We start from the raw sequence: 21721 nt of genomic DNA, 5'->3' as shown, positions 1-21721 counted from the left end.
GCCAGACATGTCTGCTGACACCACTTCCGCGATCGGTCCCGTCGAGGGCGGCCCCCGCTACGACGTGGACAACCCCGCGCCGTACATCGAGGCACCCCGCAAGCGCACGGGCAGGACCCCGCGGGCGACCCGCGGCAACTTCGAGATGGCCGCCTGGCTCTTCATGCGGCTGTCCGGCGTCGTCCTCGTCGTCCTGGTCCTCGGCCACCTGCTGATCCAGCTCTTCCTGGACGGCGGCGTCTCCAAGATCGGCTTCGCCTTCGTGGCGGGCCGCTGGGCGTCCCCGTTCTGGCAGGTCTGGGACCTGCTGATGCTGTGGCTGGCCATGCTCCACGGCGCCAACGGCCTCCGCACGGTCATCAACGACTACGCGGAGCGCGCCAACACGCGCCTGTGGCTCAAGGGCCTGCTGTACACCGCCACGGTGTTCACCATCCTTCTGGGCACGCTGGTGATCTTCACCTTCGACCCGAACATCCGCTAGGCACGGGGCTGAGGTAATCCACGACATGAAGATCCACAAGTACGACACCGTCATCGTCGGCGCCGGCGGCGCCGGCATGCGCGCCGCCATCGAGGCGACGAAGCGCAGCCGCACCGCCGTGCTCACGAAGCTCTACCCCACCCGCTCCCACACGGGCGCGGCGCAGGGCGGCATGGCCGCCGCGCTCGCCAACGTGGAGGAGGACAACTGGGAGTGGCACACCTTCGACACGGTCAAGGGCGGTGACTACCTGGTCGACCAGGACGCCGCCGAGATCCTGGCGAAGGAGGCCATCGACGCCGTCCTCGACCTGGAGAAGATGGGCCTGCCGTTCAACCGCACCCCGGACGGCACCATCGACCAGCGCCGCTTCGGCGGTCACTCCCGCAACCACGGCGAGGCCCCGGTCCGCCGGTCCTGCTACGCCGCGGACCGCACCGGTCACATGATCCTCCAGACGCTGTACCAGAACTGCGTCAAGGAGGGCGTGGAGTTCTTCAACGAGTTCTACGTCCTGGACCAGCTGATCACCGAGGTCGACGGCGTCAAGAAGTCGGCCGGTGTGGTCGCCTTCGAGCTGGCCACCGGCGAGATCCACATCTTCCAGGCCAAGGCCGTCATCTACGCCTCCGGCGGCACCGGCAAGTTCTTCAAGGTGACGTCGAACGCGCACACCCTGACCGGTGACGGCCAGGCGGCCTGCTACCGCCGCGGTCTGCCCCTGGAGGACATGGAGTTCTTCCAGTTCCACCCGACGGGCATCTGGCGCATGGGCATCCTGCTGACGGAGGGCGCCCGCGGTGAGGGCGGCATCCTCCGCAACAAGGACGGCGAGCGCTTCATGGAGAAGTACGCGCCGGTCATGAAGGACCTCGCGTCCCGTGACGTCGTCTCGCGCTCCATCTACACGGAGATCCGCGAGGGCCGCGGCTGCGGTCCCGAGGGCGACCACGTCTACCTCGACCTGACGCACCTCCCGCCGGAGCAGCTGGACGCCAAGCTCCCCGACATCACCGAGTTCGCGCGGACGTACCTCGGCATCGAGCCCTACACGGACCCGATCCCGATCCAGCCGACCGCGCACTACGCCATGGGCGGCATCCCGACCAACGTCGAGGGTGAGGTCCTGAGCGACAACACCACCGTCGTCCCGGGCCTGTACGCGGCGGGCGAGGTCGCCTGTGTCTCCGTGCACGGCGCCAACCGTCTGGGCACCAACTCGCTCCTGGACATCAACGTCTTCGGCAAGCGCGCCGGCATCGCCGCCGCCGAGTACTCGGCGAAGTCCGACTTCGTCGAGCTGCCCGAGAACCCGGCGTCGTTCGTCGCCGAGCAGGTCGAGCGGCTGCGCAGCTCCACGGGTTCGGAGCGGGTCTCCGTCCTCCGCAAGGAGCTCCAGGAGACGATGGACGCCAACGTGATGGTGTTCCGTACCGAGCAGACCATCAAGACGGCGGTCGACAAGATCGCCGAACTGCGCGAGCGCTACCTGAACGTGTCCATCCAGGACAAGGGCAAGCGCTTCAACACGGACCTGCTCGAGGCGATCGAGCTGGGCAACCTTCTCGACCTGGCCGAGGTCATGGCCGTCTCGGCCCTGGCGCGCAAGGAGTCCCGCGGCGGTCACTACCGCGAGGACTACCCCAACCGCGACGACGTCAACTTCATGCGCCACACCATGGCGTACCGCGAGGTCGGCGCCGACGGCTCCGAGACCGTGCGGCTCGACTACAAGCCCGTCGTCCAGACCCGCTACCAGCCGATGGAGCGTAAGTACTGATGGCTACCCCCGTACTGGACAAGGTGGAGAAGGACTCCGCCGCCTCGCCGTACATCACGGTCACCCTCCGGATCCGCCGCTTCAACCCCGAGGTCCTCGACGCGGCGGTCTGGGAGGACTTCCAGATCGCGATCGACCCCAAGGAGCGCGTGCTCGACGCGCTCCACAAGATCAAGTGGGACGTCGACGGCACGCTGACCTTCCGGCGCTCCTGCGCGCACGGCATCTGCGGCTCCGACGCGATGCGGATCAACGGCAAGAACAGGCTCGCCTGCAAGACGCTGATCAAGGACATCAACCCGGAGAAGCCGATCACGGTCGAGGCCATCAAGGGCCTCACGGTCCTCAAGGACCTCGTGGTCGACATGGAGCCGTTCTTCCAGGCGTACCGGGACGTCATGCCGTTCCTGGTCACCAAGGGCAACGAGCCGACGCGCGAGCGTCTGCAGTCCGCCGAGGACCGCGAGCGGTTCGACGACACCACCAAGTGCATCCTGTGCGCCGCGTGCACGTCGTCCTGCCCGGTCTTCTGGAACGACGGCCAGTACTTCGGTCCGGCCGCGATCGTCAACGCGCACCGCTTCATCTTCGACTCGCGTGACGAGGCGGGCGAGCAGCGCCTGGAGATCCTGAACGACAAGGACGGCGTGTGGCGTTGCCGCACGACGTTCAACTGCACGGACGCGTGCCCCCGTGGCATCGAGGTCACGAAGGCCATCCAGGAAGTCAAGCGCGCGCTGATCACGCGCCGCTTCTGAGAGCCGGCTCGGGACAGGGGCCCGCTTCTGTACGCTGCGGCGTGCAGGAGCGGGCCTTTGTCGTTGTGGAAAGCGGGGAGTCATGACCGAGCCGAACCCTTACGCGGACGGGGAGTACACGTGGGGTCCCGATCAGCGGGCGGGGGCGCCCGGTTACGGCTACCCGCACGGAACGCCGGCCTACGGCTACCCGCACGCGGCCCCCGGGCCCGCGTACCAGCCGACGCTGCCGGGCGTGCCGGTGCCGCCGCAGCATCCGCCGGTGGCCGCCCACGGCGGGGCGCCGCTGCTCAGCCTGGGTGACATCACCGTCGTCGGGGACCAGATCATCACGCCCGCCGGTCCGCTGCCGCTCAAGGGCGCGGTGTGGAACGCGATGGACATGTCGCGGACCGAGGAGAAGATCCCGGCCGCCGCCATCGTGCTGGCCATCGTCTTCTTCATCTTCTGCCTGCTGGGGCTGCTGTTCCTGCTGATGAAGGAGAAGCAGACGACGGGCTTCATCCAGGTCACCGTGACCAGCGCCGGCCGCCACCACTCCACGATGATCCCGGCGACCGGTCCGGACAGCTTCGCCTGGGTGATGGGACAGCTCAACTACGCGCGCTCGCTCAGCATGTGAGGCGGAGGGCGACCCGGCGGTCGGCTGCGTGCGGCGGGCGGCGGGCGGCGGGTCAGCCGTGCCAGGCCTCCGTGCCGCCCGGCTCCTCGGCCATCACCATGATCCGGCGGAGCATGTCGTTGAGCCGGGCCCGCTCGTCCTCGTCCAGGACGCCGAGGAGGCGCTCCTCCTCGTGCCCGAGGACGTCCATCGCGCCGAGCCAGGTCTCGCGGCCGGCGGCGGTGAGCTCGACCACGACCCGGCGGCGGTCGGTCGTGGACTGCGTACGGCGGACGAAGCCGCGCCGTTCCAGGGCGTCCAGGCGGCCGCTGACCGACGCGGGGGCGAGGTCGAGGTCCTTGGCGAGTTCGGAGGGGGCCGCGCTGCCCCCGCGGCCGGCGAGCTTGTGCAGCGTGTCGAACTCGTGGCGCTCCAGATCGAAGTCGACCAGGGACTGCTCACGCACCCGGCGCAGGTGGACCGAGAGCTTCTTCATCCGGGTGACCGCGCCTTCGACCACCGGGTCGAGGCCGGGCAGCACCGGCTGCCAGCGCTCCACGTGCTCGTCGGTCCAGTCGCGCCGGGCGGGGCCGGCCGGCGGGGTGGGGGCCGCGGGGACCGTGGGGTCGGTCGGTTCGCTACGCCGGGAGGGCTCCATGGTTCGATCGTACGTCGCCAGGCCGTGACCCTTCGTTCTCGAATATTTCGTTGCCGAATTATTCGGTACCGAAATAGATTGGGTCCATGCCCGTCACGCCACTGCCCGCGCCGCCCGGGAAGGCCGTACCCCACCCCCTGCGGGGCCGCGCCTTCCGGCTGTTCCTGACCGGCCGCACCCTCTCCCTGCTCGGCGACGCCGCCATCCCCGCCGCGCTCGCCATCGCCGTCTGGGAGGCCACCGGATCACCCTCCGCGCTCGCGCTCGTCCTGGCCTGCGCCATGGTCCCCAAGCTGCTGCTGCTCCCCCTGGGTGGTGTCGTGGCGGACCGCTTCGCCGCCCGTACGGTCGCCCTGACCACCGACCTCGTCCGCTGCGCCACCCAACTCCTCGTCGGCGCGCAGCTGCTGAGCGGCGACCCCACCCTCTGGGTCATCGCCGCCGTCCAGGCGGGCGGCGGCGCGGCCGGGGCCTTCGCGCTGCCCACCGGCTCCCCCCTCGTCAAGGGAACGGTGGCCCCCGAGGCGCTCCAGCGCGCCAACGCCGCTCTGAGCGCCGCCCAGAGCGCGACCCGCATCGGCGGCCCCGCGCTGGCCGGCGCCCTGATCGTGACCGTCGGGCCGGGCTGGGCCTTCGTCCTGGACGCGGCGACCTTCGCGATCAGCGCGGCCGTCCTCGGCGTCCTACGGGTCGAGCGGGTGCCGATCCCCCGCCGCTCGCTGCGCGCGGACCTCGCCGAGGGCTGGCACGAGGTCCGCTCCCGCGACTGGTACTGGACCAGCCTCATCGGCCACAGCGCCTGGAACGGCGCCGCCGCCGTGCTGATGACCCTCGGCCCGGCCATCGCCCTGACCCAGCTCGGCGGCAGGACGGCATGGGTGGTGCTCCTCCAGGTCGGGGCCGTGGGCTTTCTCCTCGGGGCGCTGGCGGCCGATCGCGTACGGCCCCGGCGCCCGGTCCTGGCGGCGAACCTCGGCCTCGCGACCTACGCCCTGCCCCTGTTGCTCCTCGCCCTCCCGGCCCCGGCGCCGGTGACCATCACCGCCTACGGGATCGCCCAGGCCGGACTGGGCTTCCTCTCGCCGGTCTGGGAGACCGCCGTCCAGGAGGCGATCCCCACGCACGCCCTGGCCCGCGTCATCTCCTACGACTGGCTGCTCTCCCTGGCCGCGATGCCCCTGGGCTACGCCCTCGCCCCGCTCGCCGCCTCCGCCTGGGGCCCGGAAGTGCCCCTGGTCGCCGCCGCGTTGCTGGTGGGCGGCTGCTGCCTGGGGACGGCGCTGGTGCCGGGGGTGCGGCGGTTCGGCGGTTCGACGCCGCAGGCCGGGACGCCCGGGGCCCGTCAGGGCACCCCTTAGGGGGCGCCCTGGCTTCCTAGCGCGCCGGGGAGGCCAGGAAGTCCACCAGCAGCTTGTTCGTCTCCTCCGGGCGCTCCAGGGCCGGGAGATGGCCCGCCCAGTCGAGTTCCACGAGGCGGGCGGCCGGCAGGAGGCCGGCGAGGCGGGTCGCGAGGGTCCGGAAGTCGGCGACGTCGTGCGCGCCGGAGACGACGAGGCACGGCACCTCGATCGCCGCCAGCTCCGACGTACCGACCTCGGGATCGGTCGGGGCGAACTCCTGCGGCGCGGGGAGCTGGAGGTCGAACGCGCGCCGCTGCATCACGCGGACCAGCTCGCGGGCCTCGTCCCCGGCCTCCGGCCCGAGCCAGGTGTCGACGTTGAGCGCGACGGCGGCGTCGATGTCGCCCGCCCTGAGCAGGGCGTTCTCCTGCCCGCCCCAGGCGCGCAGTTCGTCGCTCGGCTCGTGGTCGGGCGAGTTCGGGCAGAGCAGTGCGAGCGCGGAGACCCGCTGGGGGTGGCGGGCCGCGAACTCCAGGGCGACGGCGCCGCCGAAGGAGGAGGCGACCAGGGCGACCCGCTCGATCCCGAGGGTGTCGAGGAGGTCACGCAGGTCCTCCATGTGGGTGTGCGGCGCTTCGAGAGGGGTCTCCCCGAAGCCGCGGAGGTCGCAGCGCACGACCCGGTGTCCGGCATCGGCCAGGGCGTCGAACTGCGCGTCCCACATCCGCCGGTCACAGACACCGGAATGGACGAGGAGGACTGCGGAAGGGCCTGATCCGGCCACATCGTGAATGAGCGTCATTCGCACGATCCTAGGCGACCCCCTCCTCGGCCGCCTCTCCCTTTCCGCGGCGCCCGCCCCGGGCCCGAACCCTCGGCACTTGAACATGTTCAAGGAACGCCCTACAGTCATGAACGCCAGCAATTGAACGCGTTCAAGGGAGCGTGGGGCATGGACCTCACAGTCATCGCGTACATCGTCTACCTGCTGATCAGCGTGGCGCTGACCATCTGGGTCGCCCGTACGCTCAGCCGCAACGGCAGGGTCTTCCTCGCCGACGTCCTGCACGGCAACGAGAAGCTCGCCGACGCCGTCAACCACCTCCTGGTGGTCGGCTTCTACCTCGTCAACTTCGGCTTCGTGGCGCTCTATCTGAGCCAGGACGAGGCCGTGCTCGACGCCCGGGCGCTCTTCGAGGCCCTCTCGGTCAAGCTCGGGGTCGTGCTCCTGGTCCTCGGCGTGATGCACCTCGCCAACGTCTACGTCCTCAACAAGATCCGCCGGCGCGGCGTGATGGAGCGCGAGCAGGTGCCGCCGGTGCCGCCGCAGGGCTGGACCGGGACCACGGCCGGCGCCTGGGCACCGCCCGCCCCCGGCGCGTGAGGACGGCCGCCATGACGACGCCGACACCGCCGCCCACACCGGCACAGGTACAGGCGGAGGCAGCGAGGACCCCCGGGCCGCCGGCCGGACACCCGGCGGCGCATCCGGCCGGACGCCCGGCGGGACCCGGGGCCGTACGGCCGGCCACCCCCGTCCACCGCCTGACCGTGCTGTACGACGCCGAGTGCTCGCTCTGTGTCCATCTGCGGCACTGGCTCATGCGACAGCGGCAGCTCGTCCCGCTCGATCTCGTCCCGGCCGCCTCACGGGAGGCCCGGCGTCGCTTCCCCGGCCTGGACCACGCGTCCACCCTGCGGGAGGTCACCGTCGTCGGGGACCGGGGGCAGGTCTACCACGCGGACTCCGCCTGGATCGTCTGCCTGTGGGCCCTGGCCGAACACCGGCCCAGGGCCCACTGGCTGGCCACCCCCGCCGGCCGGCCCTTCGCCCGGGCGACCGTCCTCGCCGCCGCCCGGTGGCGCGAGGCGCTCAAGGGCGGCGACGGGCCTCCCTGTGAAGACGGGCGGTGCGAACCGCCGGGCGCGCACGGCTAGGCTCGGGGACTGTGAAGGACGTGAAGGAAGAGAAGCCCGACGAGACCACGGCCCCGGCGAAGGCCGCGGCCACGGCCTCGACGGAGGCCCCCACGGAGGTCTCCGGGAAGGCCCCGGCGAAGGCCCCCAAGAGCGAGCAGACACGCACCCTCATCCTCGAGACCGCCCTCCGGCTCTTCAGGGAACGCGGTTACGACAAGACGACGATGCGGGCCATCGCCCAGGAGGCCGGGGTCTCGGTCGGCAACGCGTACTACTACTTCTCCTCCAAGGAACACCTCGTCCAGGGCTTCTACGACCGGATCGCCGAAGAACACCAGACGGCGGTTGAGGAGATCCTCGACAGCGACGAGAAGGACCTCACGGCCCGTATCCGCGGGGTCCTCCTCGGCTGGCTCGACATCGCCGAGCCGTACCACGAGTTCGCCTCCCAGTTCTTCAAGAACGCCGCCGACCCGGACAGCCCGCTCAGCCCGTTCTCCCCCGAGTCGGAGGGCCCGCGCGAGGCCGCGATCGAGGTCCACCGCCGGGTCATCGCCGGGGCGTCGGTGAAGATCGATCCCGAACTGGCCGAGCCCCTGCCGCGGTTGCTCTGGCTCCAGCAGATGGGCCTGGTGCTGTTCTGGGTGTACGACCGCTCCGAGGGGGCCGCCAACAGCCGCCGCCTGGTCGAACGGCTCGCCCCGGTCACGGCCCGCGCCATCACGCTCTCCCGCTTCCGCCTGCTGCGCCCGCTCGTCCGGGAGACCCACGACCTGCTCGCCGACTTCATGCCGACGGCCGCGGGCATGGCCGCCTCGGGCACGCCGCAGCGGGTCCTCTCCAAGACGGCGAAGCGCACGACCGGGAAGACGACGGCCGCCGCCAAGAAGAAGGGCGACGGGGCGAAGTAGCCCGTCGGCGAGGGCGGTTCGGCGTCGGGGGCGACGCGTCGGCGACCGTCCGTTCCTGCCGGTCTTCGCTGGTCGGGCTCGACCGGCGCACGAGCGTGGCCCTGCCGGCGACGGCGTACCCGCTCATCGGCTTCGGGTTCGGCTTCGCCAACGCCCTGCTCACCCACACCGCGGTGAGCGGCATGCGGGCCGCCCGGGGCGATGCGACCGGGACGGTCACCCCCACCGCTCGCCGGCTCGGCGCCGCCGTGGTCGGCGTCCTGCCGGCCGGCGCCGCTCCCTCGGGCCTCCCCGCCGCGTCCCGCCCCGGTCGGGTGCTGGTGACCGGCTGCGGCCTGCCGCTCAGGCTGGTGGCCCGGGTGTCGTCACGGCCGGCCGCGAAGCACCCGGACCGGATCGCGGAGACGCCTCTCAGGCCTGCCGGGACGCCAGCTGGACGACGGTGATGTCGGACGGCGCCCCGACCCGGACCGGGGGACCCCAGGCGCCCGCTCCCCGGGAGACGTAGAGCTGGGTGTCGCCGTACCGCTCCAGCCCTGCGACGGTCGGGTTGGCGAGTTCGGCGAGGTAGTTGCCGGGCCAGAGCTGACCGCCGTGGGTGTGGCCGGAGAGCTGGAGGTCGACGCCGTGGCGGACGGCGTCGTGGATGACGACCGGCTGGTGCGCGAGCAGCACGGCCGCTCTCGCGCGGTCGCGGTCACCGAGCGCACCGGCGAAGTCGGGACCCTGCCCCTCGCTCTCGCCGGCGATGTCGTCCACGCCCGCGAGGTCGAACCCGGCGGCGATCTCGGTCCGGGCGTTGCGCAGCGGCCGCAGGCCGAGGTCGCGGACGTGGTCGACCCAGGCGTCGGCGCCGGAGAAGTACTCGTGGTTGCCGGTGACGAAGAAGGAACCGTGCCGGGCGCGGAGCCGGGCGAGCGGCTCGGCGGCGGAGCCGAGGTTCTCCACCGTGCCGTCGACGAGGTCACCGACGACGGCCACCAGGTCGGGCTGGGTGGCGTTGATGGAGTCGACGATGCGCTGGGTGTGGGCGCGGCCGAGGATCGGCCCGAGGTGGATGTCGGAGACCACGGCGATCCGGTACCCGTGCGCGGAGCGGGGCAGCTTCGCGAGCGGGACGGTGACCCGCTTGACGCGCGGACCGCGCAGCACGCCGTAGGTGCCGTAGCCGACGGTGCCGACGGCCGCCGCGGCGGCGGCTCCGCCGACGACCCGGGAGACGAACAGCCTCCGGGACACCGCGGTGGCTCCCGGCGCTCCGCCGCCGGGCGTGCCCGCCTCGGACGGGGCGGCTCCGGACGCGGTCGCCGGGGCCGGGGCCTCGGACGTGGTGGCGGACTCCGTCAGGACGGAACCGGGCGCGTCCTGCCCGGCAGCCGCCGTCGGGGTGCCCGCCCCGCCCGCCCCGCTCGCCCGCGACCCGGCCCGCGTGCGGCTCTCCCCGGCTTCCGACGGGGGCGCGGCGACCCCTCCGCCCTCCGCGGACGCCGCGGCACGGCGCTCCAGCCACCGGCGCAGGAGGGGCCGCACCGCCTCGCCGACCAGCAGGGCCAGCGTGACGTAGAGCAGCAGCGCCAGCCACAGGTAGCCGGGCCAGGCCACGGCCTGCTGGAGCCGGAAGGGGGCGCCCGCCCGGGAGGAGACGAGGGCGGCGACCGACAGGAGCGGCAGGGCGACCGCGGCCACCGTGCCCAGACGACGGGCCAGGCCGTCCCGGGCGGTCACGTCGCGGACCAGGCGACGCCACACGTACCAGTGGACGCCCCCCAGCAGGGCGAGTACCGCGACGAGAACCAGCAGCAGGACGACCACGCTTCGCAACCCCTATCCGTGTTCGCGACGCAATGCGCGCACGCCACGCAACCCGATCACGCCGACCACCGTCCCCAAGACAAAGGACGTGATGGCGAGCAACAGATGAACCCAGAAGTAGGCCGTCGGATCGCCCGCGTCGTCGAAGGCGAGCCCGCTCCCGTCGTTCCACAGGTTCTTGACGAAAGTGATCCAGATGCCCCAGCTCCACACACCGAACGCGAGCAGGAACCAGGAGACGGGCCGGCTGAGCTTCATGTCCCCAGTATCCTCACCCGCCCCTCGCGCCCCGCGTCCGGGTGGACGGGCGGGGGTGTACCGCCCGGCGGGGTTCGGATCTTCGAGATCGGCATGTACGTTCTCGATCGTGTCTGCTTCGAAAAAGTCCGTATGGACGGTCGCCGCCGCCGTCGCGGCCGCCGCGCTGCTGCCCCTCCTCTCCGCCGCGCCCGCCGTCGCGGACCCCTCGCCGGACACGAAGGAGGCCCCGCAGCCCAAGCCGCCCGCCCGGATGTCCCACGTCGGCGGCGCGCTGCTCGGTCAGCCCGGCACCCAGGTCCGGCTCGGGCCCGGCGCCCCCGTGCTGCCGAAGGAGCTCAGCGCCCGGTCCTGGATCGTGGCGGACGCGGAGACCGGTGACGTGCTCGCCGCGCACAACTCCCACTGGCCGCTCGCACCCGCCTCGACGCTCAAGATGCTCTTCGCGGACACGCTCCTGCCGAAGTTCCCGAGCACGTCGAGCCACACCGTCCTGCCCACCGATCTGGCGGGCATCGGCGCCGGCTCCAGCCTCGTGGGCGTCAAGGAGAAGCAGACCTACACGGTCCACGACCTGTGGCTGGGCGTCTTCCTTCGCTCGGGCAACGACGCCGTGCGGGTCCTGAGCGCGATGAACAACGGCATCCCGCAGACCGTGCGGGACATGAACGACCGCGCCGCCGAGCTCCAGGCCCTCGACACCACCGTCGTCTCCCCCGACGGCTACGACGCCCCGGGCCAGCTCTCCTCCGCGTACGACCTCACCCTGATCGCCCGCAGCGGCATGCAGAAGCCCGCGTTCCGCGAGTACGCCGCGACGGCCCGCGCGAAGTTCCCGGGCGAGCTGAAGCCGGGCAAGAAGCGGGAGACCTTCGAGATCCAGAACACCAACCGGCTGCTCACCGGCGACTTCGGCGTCCCGCCGTACCAGGGCATCGCCGGGGTGAAGAACGGCAACACCACGCACGCCGGCGCCACCTTCACCGGCGTTGCGGAACGCAACGGCAAAGTGCTGCTCGTGACGGTGATGAACCCGTCCTCGAAGGAGCAGCACGCCGTCTACAAGGAGACCGCCCGCCTGCTGGACTGGGGCTTCGCGGCGTCCGGCAAGGTGACGCCGGTGGGCGAACTGGTCCCGCCGAAGTCCGCCCGTACCGACACCGGAACGGTCGAGGACATCGACACCGGCTCGGACGCGACGCACGGCACGCCGCCTCCGGGCGGGGTCGGAAAGGCCGCCGTGGCCGAGAAGACCGGCGGGGTCGGAACGGCCCTCGCGGTGGCCGGCAGCGCCCTGGCGCTGCTCGTGGGCGCGGTCTTCCTCGTCAACCGTCGCTGGCCGGTGCCGGAGCTGGTCGGTCGCCGTTCCGCTCCTCGGGACGAGGACGCGACCCCGGAGCCGACTCCGGATCCGGAGCCGATCCCGTAGCCGTCCAGGCCGCGCAGAACAGCAGGAGCTTCGCGGTGAAGTTGATCCACAGCAGCAGGGCGACCGGAACGCCGAACGCGCCGTACATCGACTTCCCCGCGACGCCGCTCATGTAGCCGCCGAGCAGCAGTTTCAGCAGCTCGAAGCCGATCGCGCCGATCACCGCGGCCACCACCAGGCGGCGGCGCGGCGGCTCGACGCCCGGCAGCAGGGTCAGCACGTACAGCAGGATGAGGAAGTCGGCGACGGCGGCGACGGCGACCGCGGCCGTCTGGAGCAGCACGCCGCCCACCCCGCCGCCGGAGATCCCGAGCTGCTCCGCGCTCCAGCCGACGGCGGTGGAGCCGAGCGAGGAGGCCGCGAGGGAGCTGAGTCCCACCCCGCCGAGGCCGAGCAGGACGACGGCGTCCTTGGCCTTCCGCGCGAACGGGTTGCCCTCGTCCTCGTCGTCCCTGCCCCACACCGCGCGCAGGCAGTCCCGCATCGAGCCGACCCAGCCGATGCCGGTGAACAGCAGCAGCGCGCCGGCCACCAGGCCGATCGTCCCGGCGTTGTCGACCAGCGCGTCGATGTTCAGCTGCTCGGAGATGCCCGGGACCTGTTCGGAGATCTTCGCCTCGATCGTGTCGAGCTGCTCGTCGCTGAGCAGCGCGGCGCCGATCGCCGCGCCGACGGTGATCAGCGGGAAGAGGGCGAGGAAACTGATGAAGGTGACGGCGGCGGCGAGCCGCGTCCAGTGGGCCGCGTCGAGGGTCTCGTACGAACGCCAGGCGTGCGTCCGCATGAGCCGGGTCGCCCAGGGGCCGATGACGGGGAGTTTGGTCAGCCAGTCCATGCCGTACGCCTACCCCCTGTTCGGCCGTCGGGCCGGGCGACGCGCGTCCTGGTTTCGCCGGACTCCCGGGGAGGGGGCGGAGAGACCGGCCGGGGGCCGAAGCGGGCGCGCGGGCAGGCGCCGGGGCCGGGCCCGAGGACCGGTCACAGGTCGGTGACCGCCATCCCGTACATCGCCGCCCACGCCAGGCCGATGACCGCGAGCGGCCGGTCGCGCAGCACCACGTCCTCGGGGGCGCCCGCCGCGCCCCGGTCGGCGAAGACGGCGTAGCGCAGCACCGCGAGGATGAAGGCGATCATGGAGAGCTGGCGCCAGGGCAGGAGCGAGCCGTTGGCGACGCCGCCGCTCTCCAGTGCCCAGAGGCAGTAGCCGAGCACGGCGACCCCGGCCGCCAGCTGCCAGACGAAGCGCAGGTAGCCGGTCGTGTACTGGGTGAGCAGCGCCCGGGTCGCCCCTCGGGCGCTCTCCATCTGCACGGCCTCGGAGTACCGCTTTGCGGCGACCATGAACAGCGCGCCGAAGCCGGTGGTGATGAGGAACCAGCGGGAGAGCGGGATGCCGAGCGCGACGCCGCCGATCATGGCCCGCATCAGGAAGCCGGTGGTGACGACGGCCAGGTCGACGACGAGGACGTGCTTCAGCCGGAGGCAGTACGCGCACTGCATGACGAGGTACGCGATGAGCAGCGCGGCGGTCATGGGGTTGCACAGGGCGGCGCTCGCGAGAGCGGCCCCGAGCCCGAGCGCGCCTCCGGCGGTGTACGCGAGCGGTACGGGGACGAGTCCGACGGCCACGGGGCGGCGGCACTTGACGGGGTGCGCGCGGTCGGCGTCGGCGTCGCGGGCGTCGTTGACCAGGTAGACGGCGGACGCGGCGGCCGTGAAGAGGCCGAAGACGAGGGCGAGCCGGGCGGCGGTGTGCCAGGAGACGAGCTGCCCGGCGGCGACGGGCGCGGCGACGACGAGGAGGTTCTTGACCCACTGCCGGGGGCGGGCGGTCCGCAGCAGCCCGAGCGGGACGGCGAGCGCCCGCGGGCCTTCGGCGTACCTCCGGTGCCGTACGACGGCGGGCTTGTCGAGCAGGGCGGCTCCGGCTCCGCCGGTGTGTTCCGTCACGGTGTCCGCCGGGCGGCGGCGTGACGCGGACCTGTGAGGCCGGCCACGGGGGCGTGGCGCGTGGCGGCTGGGCCGGCGGCCCGGCGCTCCGCGAGGCCGTCCACCGTCCCGTGGCGCGAGCCCGCGGGGCCGTCCGCGGTGGTGGTGGCCGCGGTGGCCAGCCAGCGGCGGCCGGCCGTCGCCGTCGCCGCGCCCAGCAGGGCGCCCGCCGCCACGTCCGTCGGGTAGTGGACGCCGACGACCAGGCGGGACAGACACATCGCGGCGGCCGCCGGGACCAGCAGACGCCGGGCCGGTGGGCGCAGGGCGCCGAGGGCGACGGCCGCGGCGGCGGCCGAGGTCGCGTGGGAGCTGGGGAAGGAGTGCCGGCCCGCCGTGCGGACGAGCGGCGCGTACGCCTCCGCTCCGGGCCGCGGCCGGCGTACCACCCGCTTGACGCCCATGCTGGCCAGATGGGCCGCGCCGATCAGTGCCGTACCGCGCAGCCAGGCGGCCCGGCGCTCCCGGTCCGCGGCCGCGCCGGCGAGCCCGGCGGCGAGCCACAGCACGCCGTGCTCGCCGGCGGACGACAGCGCGCGGGCGGCCGTCGCCACCGGCGCGCGCCGCCCGCAGCCGCGCAGGACGGCCAGGAGTCTCCTCTCGGCCCCGGCCCAGTCCGCGTATCGCATCGAACTCCGCCTCCCCGGTCGTCGGTCAACCAGGGGCGACTCTGGCCCGGCCCGCGGCCGACCGCACGGCAATCTTTCCTGACACTCCTTTAATCACCCATTCGGCGAACCGAAGGGCAAACCAGGCATAAGCGATAGTCGGGGCGATACGGTCGCCGCATGGTTGCCGAGACCGACACCGAGACCCTGCCGGACGACGCCGAGCCCCTGACCGGCTGGGGCCGTACCGCGCCCACCCTCGCGCGCGTGTACCGGCCGCGCACCCCCGAGGAGGCGTCCGCCGCCGTCCGCGCCTGCGGTGCCCGTGGCTCCATCGCCCGCGGTCTGGGCCGCGCGTACGGCGACGCCGCCCAGAACGCCGGCGGCTCGGTCCTCGACATGACCGGGCTGGCCCGCGTCCGTACCGTCGACGCCGCCGGCGGCCTCGTCGTCTGCGACGCCGGTGTCAGCCTGCACCGCCTGATGGAGGTGCTGCTGCCGCTGGGCTGGTTCGTCCCCGTCACCCCCGGGACCCGTTACGTCACCGTCGGCGGCGCGATCGGCGCCGACATCCACGGCAAGAACCACCACGTCTCCGGCTCCTTCACCCGCCATGTGGTCTCGCTCGAACTCCTCACCGCCGACGGGGAGATCCGTACCGTCGTCCCCGGCACCGACCTCTTCGACGCCACCGCCGGCGGCATGGGCCTGACCGGGGTGATCCTCTCCGCGACCCTCCGGCTCCTCCCCGTCGAGACCACGCTCATGGCCGTCGACACCGAACGCGCCACCGATCTCGACGACCTGATGGCCCGGCTCACCGCCGACGACCACCGCTACCGCTACTCCGTCGCCTGGATCGACCTGCTCGCGCGCGGCGCCGCGACCGGCCGCTCCGTCCTCACCCGGGGCGACCACGCCCCGTACACCGCGCTGCCGCGCCGCGCCCGGCGCGCGCCCCTGGTCTTCCGGCCCGGCCGGCTCCCGGCGGCGCCCGCGTACGTCCCCGAAGGCGTCCTCGGCCACACCACCGTCGGCCTCTTCAACGAGCTCTGGTACCGCCGGGCCCCCCGCCGCCGGACCGGCGAGCTCCAGCGGCTCTCCGCCTTCTTCCACCCCCTGGACGGCGTCCCGCACTGGAACCGGATCTACGGCCGCGGCGGCTTCGTCCAGTACCAGTTCGTCGTCGGGTACGGGCACGAGGAGACACTGCGCCGGATCGTGCGGCGGATCGCCCGCCGGGGCTGCCCGTCCTTCCTCGCCGTACTGAAACGCTTCGGCGAGGGCGACCCCGGGTGGCTGTCGTTCCCGATGCCCGGCTGGACCCTCGCGCTCGACATCCCGACCGGGCTCTCCGGGCTCGGCGCCTTCCTCGACGAGCTGGACGAGGAGGTCGCGCACGCCGGCGGCCGGGTCTACCTCGCCAAGGACTCCCGGCTGCGGCCGGACGTGCTGCACACGATGTACCCACGGCTCGCCGACTTCCAGGATCTTCGCGCGCGGATCGATCCCCGCTCCGTCTTCACCTCGGACCTCTCCCGCCGTCTCGCCCTGTGACGGTCACCCCGCCGCCGGGGTCCGGGGGCCGTCCCCCGGGCCACGCGGCACCTCGGACCCGTCCCGTCGTCCCGCCCCCTGAGGAGCTTGATCGCCATGAAGGACGCCTTCGGCACCCCGCAGTCCCTGCTCGTACTCGGCGGCACGTCCGAGATCGCTCTCGCCACCGCCCGCCGGCTGATCGCCCGCCGCACCAGGACCGTCTGGCTGGCCGGGCGGCCCTCCCCCGCCCTGACGGCCGCCGCCGCGTCGCTGCGCGCGCTGGGCGCGGACGTCCGCACCGTGCCCTTCGACGCCCTCGACACCGAGTCGCACGAGGAACGGCTCGGCAAGATCTTCACCGAGGGCGACATCGACATGGTGCTGCTCGCCTTCGGCGTCCTCGGCGACCAGGCCCGTGACGAGTCCGACCCGCTCGCGGCCGTCCGGGTCGCCCAGACCAACTACACGGGCGCGGTCTCCGCCGGTCTGGTCTGCGCACGGGCCCTGCAGTCCCAGGGCCACGGCTCGCTGGTCGTGCTGTCGTCGGTGGCGGGCGAGCGCGCCCGGCGCGCGAACTTCATCTACGGATCGTCCAAGGCCGGTCTCGACGCGTTCGCGCAGGGGCTCGGGGACGCGCTGTACGGGACCGGGGTGCACGTGATGGTCGTCCGGCCCGGGTTCGTCCGCTCGAAGATGACGGCGGGCCTTGAGGAGGCGCCGCTGGCGACCACTCCGGAGGCGGTGGCGACGGCGATCGAGCTGGGCCTGCGGCGCCGCTCGGAGACGGTGTGGGTGCCCGGGGCCCTGCGGGTGGTGATGTCGGCGCTGCGGCACGTCCCGCGGCCGCTGTTCCGGCGGCTGCCGATGTAGCGCGGAAGGACCGCCCCCGGCCGGCGCGGACGGGGGACGGGCTGCCGTCAGCCGGCCGCCGGCGTGGGGGTGTCCAGCGGGGAGCCCTGGGCCGGGACGGCGGAGGCGGGCCGGCCGCCGAAGCCGTACTCGTGGAGCTTGCGCCACACGCCGTCCGCGCCCTGCTCGTAGAGCGCGAAGGAGGAGCACGTCCACGCCGCCTCGAAGTCGGCCAGCTCCGCGTACGCCCGGTCCATCGCCTCCTCGGAGATGCCGTGCGCCACCGTGACGTGCGGGTGGTACGGGAACTGCAGCTCGCGCACCAGCGGGCCGGACGCGTCCCGGACCCGCTGCTGGAGCCAGGCACAGGCCGAGACGCCCTCGGCCAGCTGGACGTAGACCACCGGGGACAGCGGGCGGAACGTGCCCGTCCCGCCGAGCCGCATCGGGAAGGGCCGGACGCCTGCGGCGACCTCGGTGAGGTGCGCCTCGACGGCGGGGAGCCGGGAGGAGTCCACCTCGGTCGGCGGGAGGAGGGTGACGTGCGTCGGGATGCCGTGCGCGGCGGGATCCCCGAAGCCCGCGCGCAGCTCCTGGAGCAGGCTGCCGAAGGGCTCCGGGACCGCGATCGAAACGCCGAGCGTTACGGTCCCCACGTCGTCTCTCCTCAATCGTCCGTGACGATGGTGCAGTCGCCAGTGTGCGGCCTGCACCACCTCTGTGGCCAGGGTCCCCGGACCCGGTCCTCGGTCAGTGCTTGGCGGGCAGGAAACCCATCCGCTCGTACGTCCGGGCCAGGGTCTCGGCGGCGACCGCGCGGGCCTTCTCCGCGCCCTTGGCCAGGATGGAGTCCAGCGTCTCCGGGTCGTCCAGGTATTCCTGCGTACGGGTCCGGAACGGCGTGACGAAGTCCACCATGACCTCGGCCAGGTCGGTCTTCAGCGCGCCGTACATCTTGCCCTCGTACCCCTGTTCCAGCTCCGGCACCGGCGTCCCGGTCAGGGTCGAGAGGATCGTGAGGAGGTTGGAGACGCCCGGCTTCCCCGCGGGGTCGAAGCGGATCACCGTGTCGGTGTCCGTGACCGCGCTCTTGACCTTCTTCGCCGTCGTCTTCGGGTCGTCGAGGAGGTTGATCAGGCCCTTCGGCGTCGAGGCCGACTTGCTCATCTTGATCGCCGGGTCCTGCAGATCGAAGATCTTCGCCGTCTCCTTGAGGATGTACGGCGCCGGGATCGTGAACGTCTCGCCGAAGCGGCCGTTGAAGCGCTCCGCCAGGTCGCGCGTGAGCTCGATGTGCTGGCGCTGGTCCTCGCCGACCGGGACCTGGTGGGCCTGGTAGAGCAGGATGTCGGCGACCTGGAGGATCGGGTACGTGAAGAGGCCGACGGTGGCCCGGTCGGCGCCCTGCTTGGCGGACTTGTCCTTGAACTGCGTCATGCGGGAGGCCTCGCCGAAGCCGGTGAGGCAGTTCATGACCCAGCCGAGCTGGGCGTGCTCGGGGACGTGGCTCTGGACGAAGAGCGTGCAGCGCTCGGGGTCGAGCCCGGCGGCCAGGAGCTGGGCGACGGCGAGCCGGGTGTTCGCGCGCAGCTCGGCGGGGTCCTGCGGGACCGTGATCGCGTGCAGGTCCACCACCATGTAGAACGCGTCGTGGGACTCCTGCAGCGCGACCCACTGACGCACCGCACCGAGGTAGTTGCCGAGGTGGAACGAGCCTGCGGTGGGCTGGATTCCGGAGAGCACACGGGGAGGAACAGAGGCCATGCCCCACATTCTCTCAGGTGTCGGAACCGATCCCGGACTACCGGTGCGCCAAAGCCGCGAGGACGAGGACCGGGGCCGATGAGAGCTTGGACACACCCCCCGCGCCCCGGTCCCGCCGGCCCCGCCGTGCCGCTGTCCGGGGCCGGCGGGCGAGGGGTCCCGCCGGCCGGCCCCGGCGGCGGTCAGACCGGCAGGCCGGGGGCGGGGTGGGCCGCCATCAGCTCGGCGACCTCGGCCCTGATCGTCCGCAGGGCGTCCTCGTCACCCTTGCCCGCCGCCGCGACCCCGCGGTCGATCCACTCGGCGACCCGCGCCATGTGCTCCGTCCCGAGGCCCCGGGAGGTGAGGGAAGGAGTACCGATGCGGACACCGGAGGGGTCGAAGGGCTTCCTGGGGTCGTAGGGGACGGTGTTGTAGTTGACGACGATCCCCGCCCGGTCCAGGGCCTTGGCGGCGACCTTGCCCGAGACGTCCTTGGGGGTCAGGTCCATCAGGATCAGGTGGTTGTCGGTGCCGCCGGAGACCAGGTCGAAGCCCCGGGCGAGCAGCGCCTCGGCGAGGGCGCGGGCGTTGGCGACGACCGCGTGGGCGTAGTCGCGGAAGGAGGGCTGCGCGGCCTCGCGCAGCGCGACGGCGATGGCGGCGGTGGTCTGGTTGTGCGGGCCGCCCTGGAGGCCGGGGAAGACGGCCTTGTCGAGGGCCCTGGCGTGCTCCTCGCGGGACATCAGCATGGCGCCGCGCGGGCCGCGCAGCGTCTTGTGGGTGGTCGTGGAGATCACGTCGACGTGCGGCACCGGGGACGGGTGCGCGCCGCCCGCGATCAGGCCGGCGATGTGGGCGACGTCGGCGACGAGGACGGCGCCGGCCTCGCGGGCGATCTCGCCGAAGGCGGCGAAGTCGATGGTGCGGGGCAGCGCCGTGCCGCCGCAGAAGATCACCTTGGGGTGCTCCTTGAGGGCGAGCTCGCGGACCTCGTCGAAGTCGATGAGTCCGGTGTCCTGGCGTACGCCGTACTGCACGCCGCGGAACCACTTGCCGGTCGCGGAGACGCCCCAGCCGTGGGTGAGGTGGCCGCCCATCGGCAGGGCCATGCCCATGACGGTGTCGCCGGGTTCGGCGAAGGCGAGGTAGACGGCGAGGTTGGCCGGGGAGCCGGAGTAGGGCTGCACGTTGGCGTGCTCGACGCCGAAGACGGCCTTGGCGCGCTCGACGGCGAGGGTCTCGACCTGGTCGATGTTCTGCTGGCCCTCGTAGTAGCGGCGGCCGGGATAGCCCTCGCTGTACTTGTTCTGCAGGACGGTGCCCGACGCTTCGAGCACGGCCCGGGAGACGTAGTTCTCACTGGGGATGAGCCGCAGGGTCTCGGCCTGGAGCCGCTCCTCGGCGCCGACGAGCGCGGCGAGTTCGGGGTCGGCGGCGGCGAGAGCGGGGTGCGGGGAGTGGTCGGTCATGGCGTTCCTCCGGGCGTTCGGTGGTCCCGGGGTACGGCTCAGTCCTGCTGGGCGGCACCACACGGGAGGTTCGGTTCCCGAAGATGCCCAGGCGGGCGGCATCTCGTGTGTCTGCCGCGCGCGGCTCCCCCGGGGTCGCTTCCCCGTACGCCAGTCGCCGCGCGTGTCGTCAGCGTAGCGGGCGCGCCGTCGCCGAGGTTTCCTCGTCCGGCATCCGAGCGACGATAAGAAAGGGGGCCACACCCACCCCCGGGCCGCAGGACGAACGGAGACCCCGTGTCGAGGACGCAAGACGCGATCGCTGCCGCGGAGGCGCGCAGCGCGCACAACTACCACCCCCTGCCCATCGTCGTCGCCTCGGCGGACGGGGCCTGGATGACCGACGTGGAGGGACGCCGCTATCTCGACATGCTCGCCGGGTACTCGGCGCTGAACTTCGGGCACGGCAACCGGCGGCTGATCGACGCCGCGCGGGCCCAGCTGGAGCGGGTGACGCTCACGTCCCGGGCGTTCCACCACGACCGGTTCGCGGAGTTCTGTACGCGGCTGGCCGAGCTGTGCGGCAAGGAGATGGTCCTGCCGATGAACACGGGCGCGGAGGCGGTCGAGACGGCCGTGAAGACCGCGCGGAAGTGGGGGTACGAGGTCAAGGGCGTGCCGGACGGGCACGCGAAGATCGTGGTCGCGGCGAACAACTTCCACGGCCGGACGACAACAATCGTGAGCTTCTCGACGGATCACGAGGCGCGGGACCACTACGGCCCCTACACCCCGGGATTCGAGATCGTCCCGTACGGCGACCTCACGGCGCTGGAGAGCGCGGTCACCGAGAACACCGTCGCCGTGCTCCTGGAGCCGATCCAGGGCGAGGCGGGGGTGCTGGTGCCCCCGGCGGGGTATCTGCGCGGGGTGCGGGAGTTGACCCGGGCGCGGAACGTCCTGTTCATGGCGGACGAGATCCAGTCCGGGCTCGGCAGGACCGGGAAGACCTTCGCCTGCGAGCACGAGGGCGTGGTGCCGGACGTGTACCTCCTGGGCAAGGCGCTCGGCGGCGGCGTCGTGCCGGTCTCGGCGGTGGTGGCGGACCGCTCGGTGCTCGGGGTGTTCCGGCCGGGTGAGCACGGCTCGACGTTCGGCGGCAATCCGCTGGCCTGCGCGGTGGCCCTGGAGGTGATCGCGATGCTGCGGACCGGTGAGTACCAGCAGCGCGCGGCCGAGCTGGGCGAGCACCTCCACGCCGAGCTGGGTCTGCTGGTGGGCGGCGGGTCGGTGGACGCGGTGCGCGGGCGCGGGCTGTGGGCGGGGGTGGACGTCACCCCGTCCCTGGGCACGGGCCGGGAGATCTCCGAGAAGCTGATGGACCGGGGTGTGCTGGTGAAGGACACCCACGGGTCGACGATCCGGATCGCTCCCCCGCTGGTGATCAGCAAGGAGGACCTGGACTGGGGCCTGGAGCAGCTGCGGGCGGTGCTGTCGGGCTGAGGCGGACAGGGACGACACCGGGGCGCGACGGCCGTCGCCACGCGCCCCGGCGGGTCGCTCCGTCACTGGCCATTCCGTCGCTCCGGCG

At 72.7% G+C, this 21721-nt stretch carries 22 protein-coding genes, 1 pseudogene and 1 riboswitch; of the genes and pseudogenes, 13 read left to right on the top strand and 10 right to left on the bottom strand.

All coding sequences use genetic code 11. The features are described 5' to 3' along the window. Positions 1–7 precede the first annotated feature (7 nt). The 4 genes from ACZ68P_RS25180 (at position 8) to ACZ68P_RS25165 (ending at position 3644) form a co-directional block, all read left to right on the top strand. Entirely contained in the window at positions 8–484 is a 477-nt protein-coding gene (locus tag ACZ68P_RS25180; RefSeq protein ID WP_365720460.1) for a succinate dehydrogenase hydrophobic membrane anchor subunit, read from the top strand. 25 nt (positions 485–509) lie between these two features. Further along, positions 510–2264, top strand: coding sequence for a succinate dehydrogenase flavoprotein subunit (gene sdhA, locus ACZ68P_RS25175; protein ID WP_471009857.1), 1755 nt, complete (start codon positions 510–512; stop codon positions 2262–2264). Beyond that, a complete protein-coding gene (locus ACZ68P_RS25170) occupies positions 2264–3022 on the top strand; it encodes a succinate dehydrogenase iron-sulfur subunit (RefSeq protein ID WP_471009855.1) in 759 nt (252 codons plus the stop codon). The genes sdhA and ACZ68P_RS25170 overlap by 1 nt, the downstream gene beginning before the upstream one ends. A gap of 82 nt (positions 3023–3104) precedes the next feature. After that, entirely contained in the window at positions 3105–3644 is a 540-nt protein-coding gene (locus ACZ68P_RS25165) for a hypothetical protein (RefSeq protein ID WP_471009854.1), read from the top strand. A gap of 52 nt (positions 3645–3696) precedes the next feature. Here the strand turns inward: ACZ68P_RS25165 and ACZ68P_RS25160 are convergent, their stop codons facing one another. Beyond that, positions 3697–4281 (bottom strand): MarR family winged helix-turn-helix transcriptional regulator, encoded by a 585-nt coding sequence (locus ACZ68P_RS25160; RefSeq protein WP_471009853.1) that lies wholly within the window; start codon positions 4279–4281, stop codon positions 3697–3699. 86 nt (positions 4282–4367) lie between these two features. On the opposite strand from ACZ68P_RS25160, the gene ACZ68P_RS25155 reads away from it, so the two are divergent. Further along, positions 4368–5639 (top strand): MFS transporter, encoded by a 1272-nt coding sequence (locus tag ACZ68P_RS25155; protein WP_471009852.1) that lies wholly within the window; start codon positions 4368–4370, stop codon positions 5637–5639. A 16-nt stretch (positions 5640–5655) separates the two neighbouring features. On the opposite strand, the gene ACZ68P_RS25150 is transcribed toward ACZ68P_RS25155, so the two are convergent. Then, the gene (locus ACZ68P_RS25150) at positions 5656–6423 is read right to left on the bottom strand and encodes an alpha/beta fold hydrolase (protein ID WP_471009851.1); all 768 of its coding nucleotides are present in this window, start codon (positions 6421–6423) and stop codon (positions 5656–5658) included. 150 nt (positions 6424–6573) lie between these two features. Here ACZ68P_RS25150 and ACZ68P_RS25145 point away from each other — a divergent pair, with 150 nt between their 5' ends. The 4 genes from ACZ68P_RS25145 to ACZ68P_RS25130 all read left to right on the top strand — a co-directional run bounded on the left by ACZ68P_RS25145 (position 6574) and on the right by ACZ68P_RS25130 (position 8898). After that, the gene (locus tag ACZ68P_RS25145) at positions 6574–7005 is read left to right on the top strand and encodes a hypothetical protein (RefSeq protein ID WP_471009848.1); all 432 of its coding nucleotides are present in this window, start codon (positions 6574–6576) and stop codon (positions 7003–7005) included. 161 nt (positions 7006–7166) lie between these two features. After that, positions 7167–7559 carry a thiol-disulfide oxidoreductase DCC family protein gene (locus ACZ68P_RS25140; RefSeq protein ID WP_471010158.1) on the top strand — a complete coding sequence of 131 codons (393 nt, stop codon included), beginning with the start codon at positions 7167–7169 and terminating at the stop codon, positions 7557–7559. 152 nt (positions 7560–7711) lie between these two features. After that, positions 7712–8452: a TetR family transcriptional regulator gene (locus ACZ68P_RS25135; RefSeq protein WP_471010155.1), complete on the top strand. Its 741-nt coding sequence runs from the start codon at positions 7712–7714 to the stop codon at positions 8450–8452. 95 nt (positions 8453–8547) lie between these two features. Beyond that, positions 8548–8898, top strand: a complete 351-nt coding sequence (locus ACZ68P_RS25130; protein ID WP_471009847.1) for a hypothetical protein — start codon at positions 8548–8550, stop codon at positions 8896–8898. On the opposite strand, the gene ACZ68P_RS25125 is transcribed toward ACZ68P_RS25130, so the two are convergent. Continuing rightward, positions 8864–10264 (bottom strand): metallophosphoesterase, encoded by a 1401-nt coding sequence (locus ACZ68P_RS25125; RefSeq protein ID WP_471010153.1) that lies wholly within the window; start codon positions 10262–10264, stop codon positions 8864–8866. The two genes, ACZ68P_RS25130 and ACZ68P_RS25125, sit on opposite strands and share 35 nt — an antisense overlap. A 12-nt stretch (positions 10265–10276) precedes the next feature. Next, positions 10277–10522, bottom strand: coding sequence for an SCO4848 family membrane protein (locus tag ACZ68P_RS25120; RefSeq protein WP_471009845.1), 246 nt, complete (start codon positions 10520–10522; stop codon positions 10277–10279). Positions 10523–10631: 109 nt separating this feature from the next. Here ACZ68P_RS25120 and ACZ68P_RS25115 point away from each other — a divergent pair, with 109 nt between their 5' ends. After that, complete coding sequence (locus ACZ68P_RS25115; protein ID WP_471009843.1) at positions 10632–11951, top strand: D-alanyl-D-alanine carboxypeptidase family protein; 1320 nt, start codon at positions 10632–10634, stop codon at positions 11949–11951. Here the strand turns inward: ACZ68P_RS25115 and ACZ68P_RS25110 are convergent. From ACZ68P_RS25110 to ACZ68P_RS25100, 3 genes and pseudogenes are all read right to left on the bottom strand, one after another. Then, the gene (locus ACZ68P_RS25110) at positions 11848–12786 is read right to left on the bottom strand and encodes a YihY/virulence factor BrkB family protein (RefSeq protein ID WP_471009841.1); all 939 of its coding nucleotides are present in this window, start codon (positions 12784–12786) and stop codon (positions 11848–11850) included. The two genes, ACZ68P_RS25115 and ACZ68P_RS25110, sit on opposite strands and share 104 nt — an antisense overlap. 143 nt (positions 12787–12929) lie before the next feature. Continuing rightward, positions 12930–13868 (bottom strand): decaprenyl-phosphate phosphoribosyltransferase, encoded by a 939-nt coding sequence (locus ACZ68P_RS25105; protein ID WP_471010151.1) that lies wholly within the window; start codon positions 13866–13868, stop codon positions 12930–12932. A gap of 179 nt (positions 13869–14047) precedes the next feature. Next, positions 14048–14569 (bottom strand): annotated as a pseudogene (locus ACZ68P_RS25100) (phosphatase PAP2 family protein); the annotation flags it as partial. Between the two features lie 159 nt (positions 14570–14728). On the opposite strand from ACZ68P_RS25100, the gene ACZ68P_RS25095 reads away from it, so the two are divergent. After that, complete coding sequence (locus ACZ68P_RS25095) at positions 14729–16105, top strand: FAD-binding protein (RefSeq protein ID WP_471009838.1); 1377 nt, start codon at positions 14729–14731, stop codon at positions 16103–16105. Between the two features lie 96 nt (positions 16106–16201). Continuing rightward, positions 16202–16957: a decaprenylphospho-beta-D-erythro-pentofuranosid-2-ulose 2-reductase gene (locus tag ACZ68P_RS25090; RefSeq protein WP_471009836.1), complete on the top strand. Its 756-nt coding sequence runs from the start codon at positions 16202–16204 to the stop codon at positions 16955–16957. A 47-nt stretch (positions 16958–17004) separates the two neighbouring features. Here the strand turns inward: ACZ68P_RS25090 and ACZ68P_RS25085 are convergent, their stop codons facing one another. From ACZ68P_RS25085 to ACZ68P_RS25075, 3 genes are all read right to left on the bottom strand, one after another. Continuing rightward, on the bottom strand, positions 17005–17592 hold the full coding sequence (locus ACZ68P_RS25085) for a 2'-5' RNA ligase family protein (RefSeq protein WP_471009834.1): 588 nt from the start codon (positions 17590–17592) through the stop codon (positions 17005–17007). A gap of 94 nt (positions 17593–17686) precedes the next feature. Next, positions 17687–18700, bottom strand: a complete 1014-nt coding sequence (trpS, locus tag ACZ68P_RS25080; protein ID WP_471009832.1) for a tryptophan--tRNA ligase — start codon at positions 18698–18700, stop codon at positions 17687–17689. A gap of 182 nt (positions 18701–18882) precedes the next feature. Further along, positions 18883–20151 (bottom strand): serine hydroxymethyltransferase, encoded by a 1269-nt coding sequence (locus ACZ68P_RS25075; RefSeq protein WP_471009830.1) that lies wholly within the window; start codon positions 20149–20151, stop codon positions 18883–18885. 78 nt (positions 20152–20229) lie between these two features. After that, a riboswitch (ZMP/ZTP riboswitch) is annotated at positions 20230–20319 on the bottom strand. Positions 20320–20427: 108 nt separating this feature from the next. Between ACZ68P_RS25075 and rocD the strand changes: the two genes are divergently transcribed. Next, positions 20428–21633 (top strand): ornithine--oxo-acid transaminase, encoded by a 1206-nt coding sequence (gene rocD, locus ACZ68P_RS25070; RefSeq protein ID WP_471009828.1) that lies wholly within the window; start codon positions 20428–20430, stop codon positions 21631–21633. The last annotated feature ends 88 nt before the right edge of the window (positions 21634–21721 follow it).

Source organism: Streptomyces sp. NPDC036822, assembly GCF_055609145.1.
Note: the sequence above shows the minus strand (reverse complement) of the source record. Positions and strands in the feature narration are given on the sequence as shown.

Coding starts and splice junctions, on each gene's coding strand:
- ACZ68P_RS25180 (WP_365720460.1), top strand. CDS start 8: ATGTCTGCTGACACCACTTCCGCGATCGGTCCCGTCGAGGGCGGCCCC.
- sdhA (WP_471009857.1), top strand. CDS start 510: ATGAAGATCCACAAGTACGACACCGTCATCGTCGGCGCCGGCGGCGCC.
- ACZ68P_RS25170 (WP_471009855.1), top strand. CDS start 2,264: ATGGCTACCCCCGTACTGGACAAGGTGGAGAAGGACTCCGCCGCCTCG.
- ACZ68P_RS25165 (WP_471009854.1), top strand. CDS start 3,105: ATGACCGAGCCGAACCCTTACGCGGACGGGGAGTACACGTGGGGTCCC.
- ACZ68P_RS25160 (WP_471009853.1), bottom strand. CDS start 4,281: ATGGAGCCCTCCCGGCGTAGCGAACCGACCGACCCCACGGTCCCCGCG.
- ACZ68P_RS25155 (WP_471009852.1), top strand. CDS start 4,368: ATGCCCGTCACGCCACTGCCCGCGCCGCCCGGGAAGGCCGTACCCCAC.
- ACZ68P_RS25150 (WP_471009851.1), bottom strand. CDS start 6,423: ATGACGCTCATTCACGATGTGGCCGGATCAGGCCCTTCCGCAGTCCTC.
- ACZ68P_RS25145 (WP_471009848.1), top strand. CDS start 6,574: ATGGACCTCACAGTCATCGCGTACATCGTCTACCTGCTGATCAGCGTG.
- ACZ68P_RS25120 (WP_471009845.1), bottom strand. CDS start 10,522: ATGAAGCTCAGCCGGCCCGTCTCCTGGTTCCTGCTCGCGTTCGGTGTG.
- ACZ68P_RS25110 (WP_471009841.1), bottom strand. CDS start 12,786: ATGGACTGGCTGACCAAACTCCCCGTCATCGGCCCCTGGGCGACCCGG.
- ACZ68P_RS25095 (WP_471009838.1), top strand. CDS start 14,729: ATGGTTGCCGAGACCGACACCGAGACCCTGCCGGACGACGCCGAGCCC.
- ACZ68P_RS25090 (WP_471009836.1), top strand. CDS start 16,202: ATGAAGGACGCCTTCGGCACCCCGCAGTCCCTGCTCGTACTCGGCGGC.
- trpS (WP_471009832.1), bottom strand. CDS start 18,700: ATGGCCTCTGTTCCTCCCCGTGTGCTCTCCGGAATCCAGCCCACCGCA.
- ACZ68P_RS25075 (WP_471009830.1), bottom strand. CDS start 20,151: ATGACCGACCACTCCCCGCACCCCGCTCTCGCCGCCGCCGACCCCGAA.